Below are 14,018 nucleotides of genomic sequence, written 5' to 3' on the forward strand. Positions count from 1 at the left end.
TCCATAACGCATTGTCGATTTTGCGTTAGCAGATCGACTGCGTCACCTGCACCTTCTTCCATAAACAAAATGGATGGTGCCTTGCTCGGGGATTGACCCCTTCGCACAAAATCTCTTTTATAGAACAAATTGATATTTTCGGACTTGCCCATTGAGGGCGGCGCCGATATTATATTTATTCTTATTTAGAGATAATGTTTTCTTCTATATTTCCTGCCGCGTTTTTTATCAGCGACATTTAATATCTTATCAACTGTGCCTCACTTTGTCAAGAACTTTTTAGAAAAAATTTTGAAAGCCTTGATTTTTTCAGCTCTAGAAAAGAACTTACTTTCTGTGCGACGTTTATTATCTTATCAAGGCTTTTTAACTTTGTCAAGAGATTTTAAAACTTTTTTTGATAATTCCTCCACCAAGAACCAGATCCCCAAGATAAAAAACAACTGACTGTCCTGGTGTAACAGCTCTTTGGGACTCTTCAAATTTAACTTTCAAATTATTTTCATCTATTTTTTCAATATAAGCTTTGACTGGATAGCTATTATATCTGATCTGGGCTTCCACTTCCATACGACCATCAATATCTTCAAAAGGAATAAAATTAATATCTTCAGCAATCAAACCATCACTAAATACGGCATCATCTTTGCCTACTATTACAGCATTATTTTCATAATCCAGTTCTGTAACATAGATGGGATAACCCATTGAAATACCCAAACCTCTTCTCTGCCCAATTGTATAATGAGATAAACCATCATGAGTTCCTACCTGATTACCATCACTATCTAGAATAGGTCCTTCTTTTGAAATTTCAGGATAATTAGTATCTAAAAACCTTACATAATCATCATCTGGTACAAAGCAGATTTCCTGGCTTTCTGCCTTATCGTGAATTTCAAATCCTAATTCCTTTGCCTTTGCTCTAATCTCATCTTTTGTATATTCACTTAAAGGAAAAAGAGTCTGACTTAGCTGTTCTTGATTTAAAACATAAAGCATATAGCTTTGATCTTTATTCTCATCTAAACCTTTTTCAAGAATATAACGACCGTTTTTCTTTTTGATCTTTGCATAATGACCACTGGCAATATAATCACAACCAATTTCTATTGCTTTCCTATGCAGAGCTTCAAATTTTATTTCTTTATTACACATCACACAAGGATTTGGTGTTCTACCTCTACTGTATTCATCAACAAAGTAGTCAATAACCTTGTCCTGAAACTCTTCCTGCAAATTAAACACAAAATGAGGAATATCTAGCTTTTGGGCTACTCTTTTTGCATCTCTAACCGCAGAATAAGAACAGCAGTGATCTTCACGATCAGTAGCCTCTTCATAGTCAGGAAAAATATGCATAGTTCCACCTATTACTTCATAACCTTCTTCTTTTAATAATGCAGCGGCAACAGAACTATCAACACCACCACTCATTGCAATCATTACTTTTTTCATTAATTTACACCCTTATAAAATTTATTCTTATTGTAGTGACTTCAATCTTTCAATAATTTCTTTTAATTTTTGGACAACATAATCAATCTCTTCTTTGCTATTGGAAATCCCGAATGAAAATCTAATAGCACTTTTAGCATATTCTTTTTTTAATCCAATCGCCTTTAATACATGTGAAACACTTAAAGAACCAGATGCACAGGCTGAACCTGTTGCTGCAGCAATATTATTTAAACTTAAATTAAACAATATTGATTCTGCATCTAAGTTTTTAAAAGATATATTTACATTTGACGGCAGGCGCTGCTTACGAGGACCATTTAATTTTATATCATTGAAATTAGAAAATAGCTCTTTAATAAAATAATCTTGGAGTGAAGATAGTTTAGCTATTTTTTTATCTAAATTACTAGAAACAATCTCAGCTGCCTTACCCATACCAACAGCAGCAGTTAAATTAGCTGTCCCAGCGCGTCTTTTTCTTTCCTGGCTCCCCCCAGAAATTTGAGGTACTAATTCTATTCCTTTACGTACAAAAAGAGCCCCAATACCTTTTGGCCCATTAAATTTATGTGCTGAAAGAGAGAGCAAATCCACACCCAAATCATTTACCTCTATATTTAACTGACCAGGTACTTGTACAGCATCTGTATGAAAAATAATATTATTTTCTTTAGCAACAGCAGCTAATTCCTTTATCGGCTGTATTGTACCTATCTCATTATTAGCTGACATCACAGAAATTAAAATTGTATCATCTCTAATATTATCCTTTAATTTCTGTGGGGCGACAAAACCTTCCTGATCAACATCAAGATAAGTTATTTCAAATCCTAAATGCTTTTCTAAATATTCACAGCTTTTTAAAACAGCATGATGTTCGACTGCAGAAGTTATAATATGCTTTCCTTTTTCAAGATTAGCCATTGCTATACCTTTTAAAGCAAGATTATCTGCCTCTGTCCCTCCAGCAGTAAAAACAATTTCCTCAGCTTTTTTAGCTCCGATTAACTCAGCAACTGATTCTCTAGCATCCTCTAGGGCTGCAGCTGCCTTTTGTCCAGAAAGATGTGAACTTGCAGGATTTGCATAAATTTGATTATAAAAGGGCTTCATTACTTCAATAACTTCTTCAGCTGCCGGAGTTGTTGCAGCATGATCAAAATAAATGTCCTTCATCTATTTTGCCTCTAACTTTTCTTTATTAAATTTCTCTTCTCTCTGCTTTTCCTGAATAGCTTTATCTCTTAAATCAGCAAGAGTCATATTTTCAATAACACCATTGATTGCATCTGCTAATTCTGACCATAAACCATGGATAACACATTTATCAACATAATTACAAAAATCGTCTTCTATAACACAATCAACTGGAGCAATAGGTCCTTCCAAGGTTGTAATAATTTGAGCAACCGTAATATCTTCTGGATCATGATTTAACATATAACCACCATGAGCTCCTCGTACACTTTTAACTAATTTTGCTTTCCTTAATGTAGCAAATAATTGTTCTAAATACTGCTCTGAAATATTTTGTCTTTCAGAAATTTCGCGAATAGGTATTGCCTTGCCTTCATCATGTTCGGCTAAATCTACTAATGCTCTTAAACCATATCTACCTTTCGTTGATACTCTCATATTTTCACCTCATATAAACTTGACATCAATAATCAACTTTCAATTAATTTTAACATATGATAAAAACACTGTCAATGTGGATTCCCAATAATATCAAGATTATTTGAATATACTCTTAATTATATTAAAACTGCAATCGGCTGCTGTCTTTTCTTTTATTATATTTTTTAGTCTCTCTTTAATAGCTGTCGGAATAACTGCTTTCACAACAGCACCTTGATTATTATATTCTGTATTTTTTATATCAGCTTTTAATGCTTCTAACTGACCTAAAACAATGCCAATTTTATCAAAAGAAGTTCCAACCTCTATCTGATAAAATTCATTTAATCTTTCTATTCCTGCTTCTGAAATTGCTAATCTTGCTGTATCACCATAGGCTCTGATTAGACCACCAATTCCAAGTTTTGTACCACCAAAATATCTTGTTACTATAATTACAGTGTTTATAAGTTCTGCCCCTTTGATAGCTTCCAAAATCGGAGGACCTGAAGATCCAGATGGTTCTCCATCATCATCAAAATATTCAATTGGATCCTGCTCAATTTTATCATTTTCAACTCTAAAGGCAGAAACATTGTGGGTAGCATCTGGATATTTACCCTTTATTTCTGAAATTCTTTGCTCTGCTTCTTCTCTATTTTCTACAGCAAAAATACTCCCATAAAATTTGCTGTCTTTAACCTGATTTCTGACTTCCATATTCTTAGCAGGTTTATTTTTAGAATTGGGCATTAATGATCACCTTCGCTACCATTTTCATTTCTTAAATATTTTAAAAACTTAGCTGTCTTTTTTTCTCTACCCATTTTACCTGGTTCGTAAAAAGAGACTGACTTCATATCTTCTGGTAAATAATTTTGTTCAACATAATTTTTTGAATAACTATGAGGATATTTATAGTCAATTCCATGTCCTAAATCTGAAGCACCAGCATAATGGCTGTCTTTAAGGTGAGGAGGCACACTACCAGCTTTATTATTTTCTACATAATCTACAGCACTATTAATTGCTTTAACTACAGAGTTGCTTTTAGGAGCAGAGGCAATATATATAACAGCTTCTGCCAAAGGAATTCTAGCTTCCGGAAAACCAATTTGTTCGACAGCTCTGGCAGCAGACTCCGCAATTATTAAGGCTGTAGGATCAGCCATCCCAACATCTTCTGCTGCATGAATAACCACTCGACGAGCAATAAATTTTGGATCTTCTCCACTAACTATCATCCGGGCTAACCAATAAATAGCTGCATCAGGATCTGAACCTCTCATACTCTTAATAAAAGCAGAAATAATATCATAATGATTATCACCAGATCGGTCATAATTCAAAATTTTCTTCTGCATCGAATCTTCAATAATTTCCTTATTTAAGTTTATTATTCCATCAACATCCGCTGGAGTTGTTAAAACTGCTAATTCCAACGTATTTAAAGCTACCCGAGCATCTCCATCAGCCAATTCAGCAATGAACTGGAGATCTTTGTCTGAAATATTAACATTTAGTTTGCCCAAACCTCGTTCTGCATCTTCTAACGATTTTTCCAAAATAGAAAAAATCTGTTCTGAATTGAGTTTTTCTAAGCGAAAAATTCTAGAGCGTGATAAAAGAGGGGAGTTGACTTCAAAATAAGGATTTTCAGTAGTTGCTCCAATCATAATTACAGTTCCATTTTCAACTGAAGGAAGTAACGCATCCTGCTGTGATTTATTAAAACGATGAATTTCATCAATAAAAAGTATTGTTTTTTTATTATATAAATTTCTATTAGATTTAGCTTTCTTTATAACCTCTCTAATATCCTTAACTCCAGATGTAACTGCATTTAATTTAACAAACTCAGCTTCAGTCTGATTAGCAATTACCTGGGCTAAACTTGTTTTTCCAGTACCCGGTGGACCATAAAAAATTAAAGATTGTAGTCGATCAGCTTTAATAGCTCTGCTTAATAACTTATTTTCTCCAACAATTTCTTCCTGTCCATAAAATTCAGCTAAAGCTCGAGGGCGCATTCGATAAGCTAAAGGTCGATCACTATTATCTTTTTTAGCATTAGTATTTTCAAAAAGATTCACATTTTCACCTCGATTATTTTGTATTAATAATCCTTTTTTCAGTAATAATTATATCAACAGGTACATCATGTGATTCCACTGGTATAGAATCAACTATAAAACAGTCATAAGAAAATCCTACTTTTAGAGAATTATTAGCATGTTTAGATAAAAAACTATCATAATAACCTCCACCATAACCTATCCGATAGCCTTCATAAGTAAAACAAGCTCCTGGGACAATTACTATATCCAAATCAGGCGGAATTTCTTCATCTCGAATTCTCTTTATTGGTTCTTGAACACCAAAAACCCCTTCTTTTAAATCTTGATTTAAATCATTTATTTTTGCAGTTCCAAGATCAATAACTTCTTTGCGGGTATAAGGTAAATATAATAAAAAACCTTGATCCAATAAGTCTTCTAAAAGTTCAAAAGTTTTGATTTCCTTCCTCATAGAAGCATAAGCCATTACTTTTTTAGCAGTTTTTAGCTGAGGTAGTTCCCAAAATTTTGCTATAATTTTTTTACTCCACTTGCTGACTTTTACAGAAGAAATTTTTGATCTTTCATTTAAATACTTTTTTCGTAATTGTTCTTTTTTGTTCATAAAAACACCCCGGATAAAAGTAATTTTACTTATTAATTCTAAATCTATAATAGCAGAAAAAATAGCTTACTGCAAAACTAAAATAACCGCTAAACCAAAATTTAAATCAAGCTGCTTTTTAAATATCATAAGCTAACAAAAAAGCTAACCTTATTTAGGTTAGCTAAAAGTTCATCCGCCGTGCCGGTTGATTTGGAATTTTGATCCCTGTCTGCCAAGTGGGTGCCCTCCTACCTGGTTTGTAGGTCCATCTAAGGCTTCTACGCCGCAGGTAGAGCTCAAGCTCCCTATGTCTAAGTGTTGGTCAAAATGTTTAATCATTGTCGAACACGGCAGATGATATTTACTTTTCTATAAATAATATTAACATATTTTTGTTAATGCTGCAAGCAGAAAAGCCTGCAGTTTCACTAAGAACGGATAGAAATTCCTAACTCCTGAAGCTGCTTTTTATCAACAACTGAAGGTGCATTTGTTAAAGGTGATGTTGCCTTTTGTGTTTTAGGAAAAGCAATTACATCTCTAATTGAATCTGTTCTACCAACAATCATCATTAAACGGTCAAGTCCAAAGGCAATTCCTCCGTGAGGTGGAGTTCCATAATCAAAAGCCTCCAGCAAATAACCAAATTTTTCCTGCTGCTGTTCTTTAGTTATTGATAATGCTGAAAAAACTTTTTCCTGCAGCTCATGGTTATTAATTCTGATACTTCCTCCGCCTAACTCTTCTCCATTTAATACTAAATCATAAGCCTTAGACCTAACAGCGGCAGGATCTTTTTCTAACTTCTCTATATCAGCCTCTTTTGGAGCAGTAAATGGATGATGAATTGCAGCTAAACGATCTTCTTCCTCATCATATTCAAATAATGGGAAGTCTACAATCCAGACAAATTCATATACTTCTTCTGGAATCAAATTATTTTCCTTGGCAATTTTTAAGCGCAAATTACCTAAAGCAGAAGCTACAATAGATTTGTTATCTGCAACAATTAAAAGAAGATCTCCTGCTTCAGCATTCATCTGCTCTTTTATCGCTTCAATTTCAGCTTCAGTTAAGAATTTAGCAATCGGAGATTTCAAACCGTCATCCCTTAAAGCAATCCAGGCTAAGCCTTTAGCTTTAAACATTTTTACATAATCTTCAAAATCATCAATTGTACTGCGCGGAGAATCAGCTCCACCTTTAAAATTAATACCTTTAACCTGACCTCCACTGGCTACAGTACCACTAAATATGTTAAATTCACTATCTTTTACTACTTCAGATAAGTCTTTAAGTTCCATTCCAAAACGCAAATCAGGTTTATCAGAACCAAAACGATTCATAGCTTCCTGATAAGACATTCTTTTGATCTTGGCTGGAACATCAATATTACCTATAGCAAATAAGTCTTTCATCAACCCTTCAGTAATTTCCATTACATCTTCCTGATTTACAAAAGACATTTCCATATCAATTTGAGTAAATTCTGGCTGCCTGTTAGCTCTTAAATCTTCATCTCTAAAACAGCGTGCTATTTGAAAATATTTTTCCATACCTGAGACCATTAAAAGCTGTTTGAAAATTTGAGGAGATTGTGGCAGTGCAAAAAATTGACCTGGGTTAACTCTGCTTGGAACTAAATAATCTCTTGCACCTTCAGGAGAACTTTTAGTTAAAATTGGTGTTTCAATTTCCCAAAAGCCCTGCTGATCAAGATAATCTCTACAAGCTTTGGTGATTTTATGCCTCAAGCCAATCATCTTAGTCATTTTTGGCCTTCTTAAATCCAAATATCTATACTTTAATCTAATATCTTCCCCAGTATCTATATTATCTTCAATTTGAATTGGTGGAGTCTTAGCTGCATCTAAAACTCTTAATTCTTCAGCTTTAATTTCAACTTCACCAGTTGGTAACTCATGGTTAACATTACCAGTAGGACGAGGTTCAACCTCACCAGAAATTGCAACAACATATTCTGAACGAAGGGTATCTGCTTTTTGAAACAATTTTTCTCCTGAATCTGGATTAAACACAACCTGAACAATACCACTTCTATCTCTGATATCGGTAAAAATAACACCACCGTGATCTCTTCTTTTTTGAACCCAACCCATGATAGTCACTTTTTTTTCGTTATCTTCTTTTCTTACTTCTCCACAAAGGTGGGTTCTCTTCAAATCTTTTATTGTTTCCCCCATTTTATAATTCCTCCTTATCTACTAGCTGCTTCATTTCCTCTAATAAATTGCTTAATTGAATTTCTTTTTCATTACCGGTTTTCATATTACGAATTGTAGCAGAGTTATTATTTAATTCATCTTCTCCAATGATTATTGTATATTCAGCATTCATTCTATCGGCTGATTTCATTTGGGAACCAACACTTCTATCTAAATAATCAATTTCAGTTTTAAAGCCCTGATTTCTTAGTTTATCGAGCAGCTTAAAAGATTCGACTTTTGCTTTTTTACCAATTACTGTTATGTATAGATCAACACCAGATTCTAAAGGCAGTTCAATTCCTTTAGCTTCCAGTGAAAGCAGTAATCGTTCAATACCTAAAGCAAAACCGATACCTGGAAGATCTCTATTTCCTATTTCTTCAGCCAGGCCGTTATAGCGACCGCCACCAAAAACAGTATCCTGAGCACCTAAAGCATTATCTTTAATTTCAAAAGCTGTATTAGTGTAATAATCTAAACCTCTCACCAGAAGTGGATTAATTATATAATCAAGATCTAAAACATCTAAATAATTCTGGACCTCATCAAAATGATCAGAACAACTTTCACAAAGATTATCAGTTATTTTTGGAGCTTCTTCAATTACTTTTTTACAGCTATCATTTTTGCAATCTAAAACTCTTAAAGGATTTCTTTCAATCCTACTCTGACAATTATCACATAATTGATCTTTGTTTTTAATAAGATAATTTTTTAACTTTTCAACATATGCAGGTCTACAATCTCCACATCCTACACTATTTAAATGGAGTTCTAAATTATCCAGACCAAATCCTGCAGCAGCCTAATACCTAAAGAGATAATTTCAGCGTCAAGTGCAGGATCATTAGAAGCTATTGCTTCTACACCCAGCTGATGAAACTGTCTAAATCTCCCTGACTGTGGCCTTTCATACCTGAACATAGGCCCAATATAATAATACTTTGTTGGTTGAGCCTGTCCGTAAATCTTATTTTCTAGAAATGACCTAATCACAGAAGCAGTTCCTTCAGGTCTTAAAGTAATACTTCTGCCTCCCTTATCTTCAAAAGTATACATTTCTTTTTCCACAATATCAGTTACTTCGCCGATACCTCTCTGAAAAAGCTCTGTATATTCAAAGATAGGTGTTCTAATTTCCTGATAATTATAGTTTGAAAATATTTCATGTGTCTTTTTCTCAACATACTGCCATTTTAAAGTATCTGGTGGAAGTATATCATTAGTTCCTCTTGGAGCATTAAACTTCATTTTTTAATTCACCTACTATTTATTCATTTGTTTTTTACTTTTATTTTTAGAAAATCTATCAGCTCAAACTCATTTAAAGAGTGAACTGATAGATTAATGGTTCTTAATAACAACTCATATAAATAAAATTTAATTATTATTTTCTGTTTCTAAAGGAGTTTCAACTTCGATATTTTCTTCCAATTCTGCCGCTTCTTCTTGAATTTCTTCAGCATTTTCAGTATCAATTTCAACATCTTCCTGGTTTTGCTGCATATTTTGACTTATTCTTTGTACTTCTTCGATAGCAGATTGAGCTTTTTCTTCAGCTCCGAGCTGGCTGTAAAGCATAAAAAGCTGATAATAAGTCATAAAATCATCTTCAGCACCAGCAGCTACTTCATCTAATAATGCAATTGCTTCATCATTTTTTTCTTGTTCAGCTAAAAATTGAGCAAAATTAAATTTTAAATCATTATTTTCAGGGAATGATTCAACTGCTGTTTCGTAAGTTTGCTCGGCTTTATCGTAATCATTCTGACCCTCATAGGCCTGTGCTAAATAACTATAGAAAATAGCATCAGTTTCTTCCTGTTCAACAAAAGTTTTAAACTCTTCTACAGCTTGATCATAATTTTCATTTTCTAAAGCATGATAAGCACTTAAAACCGGCTCATTAATAGTTATTTCTGCAGCTGCTTTTAATTCTTCTAACCAGCTGTTAACAGCCTGATTACGCTTTTGATTTCTAATTTCAGCTTCTAAATCAGCTTTAACATCTGCTAATTCTGGTCTTTCAGTTTCAGTTCTATCAGCTTCTACTGTTGATTCTTCCGAATCAGTGTCACGCTGAGGATATCTTTGATCATAAAGTTCCTGAATTTCTTGATCATTAACAGTAACTTCTGGAATGCTCTGATTAATAGTCTCAGTTATAGTCTTACTCTCTTCTAGATTGGCTTTAATATCTTCTCTTAACTGACCAATTGTATAACCCTGCTCAGCTAATGCATCAGCCAAATCCTGATCAGTCATTTCATTTTGATCTAAAATATTCTGATAATTTTCGTCTACTTCAGACTCTGAGACCTCTACATTAACTTCCATTTTTTCTGCCTGATCCATAATCAGTTTTCTTTCAATAAGAGCATCCAAAATATTATATCTAAATGGAATGATTTGAGTGCTGCTTAGATTAGATTGGGGCGCCTGCTGCTGTAAAAGTGTAAAATATTCCTGCTGTGAAATTTCAATCCCATTTACTTCAGCAATCACTGAAGGGTTCTGATTTGGAGACTGTCCGCCTCCACCTCTATTATTTAAATAAGCACCATAACCCATAAATCCTCCGGAAACTACAAAAGCAATTACTACTACATAAACAATAATTCTACTATTGTCGCGTAAAGTATCAAACAAACCTTACACTCTCCTCTCTTGTGTCATAAATTTTATAAAAAATATATAATAATTAAAATAATCCGATTTAATTTTAACCTATTAAAAATTAGATGTCAAACCTATTTAATTGCAGGCCATACTCTATTTTTAAAAGAACCAATATTACTCTTAGGACCATGACCTGGATAAAATACTGTATCCTCAGGTAATGAAAACAATTTCTTTTCTATCGAATTAATAAGCTGCTTAAAACTGCTGTCACTAAGATCAGTTCTTCCAACTCCTGTGGCAAAAATACAGTCACCAGAAAAAAGAATTTTATTGGTTTTCAAATAGATAGAAATACCGTCGTTACTATGTCCTGGTGTATAAAATATCTTTAGTTTCAAATTTTCAAAATCTATTATATCACCATCATTTAAAGCTCTGTCTAAAACTGGTGATTTAATTTTTTGCTGCATAAAAATTTCAGATAAGTTTAGCTTTGGATCTTTGAGTTTAAGATTGAGCTTTGGATGCCCCAATATTTCAGCACTAGTTTTCTCCTTTAGAAACTGATTTGCAGCTATGTGATCAAAGTGCCCATGAGTATTGATAACATATTTAAGCACCAAATTATTTTCCTGAAGATAATTATATAATCTTTCGCCTTCAGCTCCAGGATCAATTATAATTGCTTTTCCATTTTCAGAAACTAAATAGCATTTTGACATCAATTCTCCAACAGTAAATTCTTTTAATTCCATATACTCACCTATTCTAAAATTTAAAATTTCTTTTTACTATCAACTAAAATTGTTACAGGGCCATCATTTACTAATTTGACATCCATCATAGCCTGGAATTCACCAGTTTCAATCTTAAGTTCTGACTTTTTAGCCACTTCTACAAAATAATTATATAACTTTTCTGCCTCAGCTGGTGGTGCAGCCTCAAAAAAACTTGGTCTTCTCCCTTTACGGCAGTCACCAAAAAGAGTAAATTGTGAAACCAGCATTAAATCCTTATTTAAATCTAAAGCTGATAAGTTTAATTTATCATCTTCATCTTCAAATATTCTTAAATTAATTATTTTTTCTAAAAGATAATCTGCATCTTCCTGACTATCCTCTTTACCAATTCCTAAAAACACTAATAAACCGGAGTCAATTTCTCCGGTTATTTCAGCATCAACTTCAACTTTTGCATTTTTTACACGCTGAACTACTGCTCGCATTTATTTCCACTCCTTGTTTAAGCCGGTTTTGCTCGACTTACATTCAGAACTCCCGATATTGATTCAATTTTTTTCATAATATCATACATATGCTCTGTTGAACTTAATTCTAAAGATAAGTTGACTACAGCCCGATTTTGATCACTAGTTCTGGCCATTACTGATAATAAGTTTATTTTTTCTTCTTTAATAATATGTGTTATATCATTGAGCAGAGCACTTTTATTTACTGCATCAATCCTTAGATCAACCTGATAAGATTCAGTCCGTCCTCTTTCCCAGCTAACCTCTATAATTCTTTCTGGTTCACTATCAGCAAGGTTTTTTAAATTTTTACAGTCTGATCTATGAACTGAAACCCCTCTACCTCTAGTAATATAACCAACAATATCATCACCAGGTACAGGATTACAGCATTTTGCCATTCTGACCAGCATATCTTCCATACCCTTAACCGATACACCTTTATCAACTGAAGTTGATTTTTGCTGACTGGATGTTTGTTTCTTTTCTAAATCTTTTTCAGGTTCATAATCTTTAAATTTACTAACAACCTGTTTCGGACTAATATTGCTGTAACCAAGCTCTTCTAATAAATCATCAACATCTTTTCTACCTAATTCTTTTGTTATTTCTTTTAATTCTTTCTCTTTTTCTTTTTCACTTATATTAATATTATATTTATCAAGATGTTCATCTAGAATTCTATGACCTTTATCTATTATTTCATCTCGGCGCTGTTTTTTAAACCAGTGCTTTATTTTACTTCTAGCTTTAGATGTTTTAACAAATTTCAACCAGTCTCTAGATGGGCCATTACTTTTTTTAGAGGTCAATATTTCTACTATATCACTATTTTTAAGCTTGTATTCTAAAGGAACAATTTTACCATTAACCTTGGCTCCTACACAGCGATGCCCAACTTCAGTGTGAATATGATAGGCAAAATCAACAGGGGTACCACCTCTGGGAAGGGAGACAACATCTCCTTCTGGTGTGAACACAAAAACTTCATCTTCAAAAAGATCAATTTTCAGCGTCTCCATAAATTCCTGGGGTTCCTGAAGATCTTTCTGCCACTCTAAAAGTCTTCTTAACCAGGATAATTTTTCTTCAAATTTTTCATCGCCAACTTTACCCTCTTTATATCTCCAGTGAGCAGCAATTCCATATTCTGCAGTTTTATGCATTTCATAAGTTCTAATCTGAACCTCTAATGGATCCCCGTTAGGTGCAATAACTGTTGTGTGAAGTGATTGATACATATTAGATTTAGGCATTGCAATATAATCCTTAAATCTACCTGGCATAGGCTTCCATATTTCATGGATTATACCCAGAACTTCATAACATTCTTTTACATTTTCAACCAAAACTCTGACAGCTGTTAAATCATAAATTTCATCAAATTCAACTTCTTTACGGCTCATTTTGTTGTAAATACTGTAAAGATGCTTTGGACGACCATAAATTTCAGCCTCAATATCATGGTTTTTTAAAGTTGTTTTTAAAGTTTCTATAGCCTCTTGAATATCTTTTTCTCGCTGTTTACGATTAGCCTGAACTTTATGTGAAACTTCATAATACATTTCAGGTTTTAAATATCTAAAAGCTAAATCCTCTAATTCCCACTTGAGTTTAGACATCCCTAAACGGTGGGCAAGTGGAGCATAAATTTCTAGAGTTTCTTTAGATTTTTCTTTTCTTTTTTCCTTTTTTAGATAATTAAGAGTTCTCATATTATGCAGTCTATCAGCAAGTTTTATTAATACAACCCTAATATCTTCTGCCATAGCTACAAACATTTTTCGCAGACTCTCAGCCTGCTGATCTGCTTTAGTCTTAAACTGCATTCTAGTTAGTTTTGTGACTCCATCTACAATATGAGCCACCTCTTCTCCAAATTCTCTTTCAATTTCTTCACTGGTAATACCGGTATCTTCAACAACATCATGCAGTAATGATGAAACTATTGATACAATATCAAGTTCTAAATCAGCAAGAATTATAGCCACACCTAGTGGGTGTTCAACAAAAGGCTCACCTGAGACACGATACTGTTCATTATGTGCTCTCTCAGCATATTCATAAGCCTTTCTAACCATATCTAAATCTGGGTCATCCATATATAATTTTATTTTATCTAATAAGGTATCTAATTCCATCTATATTTATACTCCTTTAATTATCTGAAAGCAAAA

The 14,018-nt window shown here is 33.3% G+C and carries 11 protein-coding genes, 1 other RNA gene and 1 pseudogene; all 13 read right to left on the reverse strand.

Features of this window, described 5'->3' with window-relative positions; translation table 11 throughout:
* Nucleotides 1-375: 375 nt before the first annotated feature.
* The 13 genes and pseudogenes from mnmA to ACZ446_RS09375 all read right to left on the reverse strand — a co-directional run bounded on the left by mnmA (nt 376) and on the right by ACZ446_RS09375 (nt 13,982).
* Nucleotides 376-1,458 (reverse strand): tRNA 2-thiouridine(34) synthase MnmA, encoded by a 1,083-nt coding sequence (mnmA, locus tag ACZ446_RS09315; protein ID WP_464392290.1) that lies wholly within the window; start codon nt 1,456-1,458, stop codon nt 376-378.
* Nucleotides 1,459-1,485: 27 nt separating this feature from the next.
* Entirely contained in the window at nt 1,486-2,637 is a 1,152-nt protein-coding gene (locus ACZ446_RS09320; protein WP_464392291.1) for a cysteine desulfurase family protein, read from the reverse strand.
* Nucleotides 2,638-3,096 (reverse strand): RrF2 family transcriptional regulator, encoded by a 459-nt coding sequence (locus ACZ446_RS09325; protein ID WP_464392292.1) that lies wholly within the window; start codon nt 3,094-3,096, stop codon nt 2,638-2,640.
* A 99-nt stretch (nt 3,097-3,195) separates the two neighbouring features.
* Complete coding sequence (locus tag ACZ446_RS09330) at nt 3,196-3,831, reverse strand: IMPACT family protein (protein WP_464392293.1); 636 nt, start codon at nt 3,829-3,831, stop codon at nt 3,196-3,198.
* A complete protein-coding gene (locus ACZ446_RS09335) occupies nt 3,831-5,171 on the reverse strand; it encodes a replication-associated recombination protein A (protein WP_464392294.1) in 1,341 nt (446 codons plus the stop codon). The genes ACZ446_RS09330 and ACZ446_RS09335 overlap by 1 nt, the downstream gene beginning before the upstream one ends.
* A 13-nt stretch (nt 5,172-5,184) precedes the next feature.
* Nucleotides 5,185-5,760, reverse strand: a complete 576-nt coding sequence (locus ACZ446_RS09340; RefSeq protein WP_464392295.1) for a 5-formyltetrahydrofolate cyclo-ligase — start codon at nt 5,758-5,760, stop codon at nt 5,185-5,187.
* Between the two features lie 168 nt (nt 5,761-5,928).
* A non-coding RNA gene (gene ssrS, locus ACZ446_RS09345) (6S RNA) lies at nt 5,929-6,102 on the reverse strand.
* A 68-nt stretch (nt 6,103-6,170) separates the two neighbouring features.
* The gene (gene aspS / locus ACZ446_RS09350; RefSeq protein WP_464392296.1) at nt 6,171-7,946 is read right to left on the reverse strand and encodes an aspartate--tRNA ligase; all 1,776 of its coding nucleotides are present in this window, start codon (nt 7,944-7,946) and stop codon (nt 6,171-6,173) included.
* A 1-nt stretch (nt 7,947) separates the two neighbouring features.
* Nucleotides 7,948-9,221, reverse strand: a pseudogene (gene hisS, locus ACZ446_RS09355) (histidine--tRNA ligase).
* Between the two features lie 129 nt (nt 9,222-9,350).
* Nucleotides 9,351-10,619: a SurA N-terminal domain-containing protein gene (locus ACZ446_RS09360; RefSeq protein ID WP_464392297.1), complete on the reverse strand. Its 1,269-nt coding sequence runs from the start codon at nt 10,617-10,619 to the stop codon at nt 9,351-9,353.
* 101 nt (nt 10,620-10,720) lie between these two features.
* On the reverse strand, nt 10,721-11,347 hold the full coding sequence (locus ACZ446_RS09365) for an MBL fold metallo-hydrolase (protein ID WP_464392298.1): 627 nt from the start codon (nt 11,345-11,347) through the stop codon (nt 10,721-10,723).
* A gap of 20 nt (nt 11,348-11,367) precedes the next feature.
* The gene (dtd, locus tag ACZ446_RS09370) at nt 11,368-11,817 is read right to left on the reverse strand and encodes a D-aminoacyl-tRNA deacylase (protein ID WP_464392299.1); all 450 of its coding nucleotides are present in this window, start codon (nt 11,815-11,817) and stop codon (nt 11,368-11,370) included.
* Nucleotides 11,818-11,834: 17 nt separating this feature from the next.
* Entirely contained in the window at nt 11,835-13,982 is a 2,148-nt protein-coding gene (locus tag ACZ446_RS09375; RefSeq protein WP_464392300.1) for a RelA/SpoT family protein, read from the reverse strand.
* Between the last annotated feature and the right edge of the window lie 36 nt (nt 13,983-14,018).

Source organism: Halanaerobium sehlinense (assembly GCF_055379485.1).

What these genes read in the sequence shown, in the direction of transcription:
- ACZ446_RS09320 (WP_464392291.1), bottom strand. Translation starts at nt 2,637, where the DNA reads ATGAAGGACATTTATTTTGATCATGCTGCAACAACTCCGGCAGCTGAA.
- ACZ446_RS09375 (WP_464392300.1), bottom strand. Translation starts at nt 13,982, where the DNA reads ATGGAATTAGATACCTTATTAGATAAAATAAAATTATATATGGATGAC.
- ACZ446_RS09330 (WP_464392293.1), bottom strand. Translation starts at nt 3,831, where the DNA reads ATGCCCAATTCTAAAAATAAACCTGCTAAGAATATGGAAGTCAGAAAT.
- aspS (WP_464392296.1), bottom strand. Translation starts at nt 7,946, where the DNA reads ATGGGGGAAACAATAAAAGATTTGAAGAGAACCCACCTTTGTGGAGAA.
- ACZ446_RS09325 (WP_464392292.1), bottom strand. Translation starts at nt 3,096, where the DNA reads ATGAGAGTATCAACGAAAGGTAGATATGGTTTAAGAGCATTAGTAGAT.
- mnmA (WP_464392290.1), bottom strand. Translation starts at nt 1,458, where the DNA reads ATGAAAAAAGTAATGATTGCAATGAGTGGTGGTGTTGATAGTTCTGTT.
- ACZ446_RS09365 (WP_464392298.1), bottom strand. Translation starts at nt 11,347, where the DNA reads ATGGAATTAAAAGAATTTACTGTTGGAGAATTGATGTCAAAATGCTAT.
- ACZ446_RS09340 (WP_464392295.1), bottom strand. Translation starts at nt 5,760, where the DNA reads ATGAACAAAAAAGAACAATTACGAAAAAAGTATTTAAATGAAAGATCA.
- dtd (WP_464392299.1), bottom strand. Translation starts at nt 11,817, where the DNA reads ATGCGAGCAGTAGTTCAGCGTGTAAAAAATGCAAAAGTTGAAGTTGAT.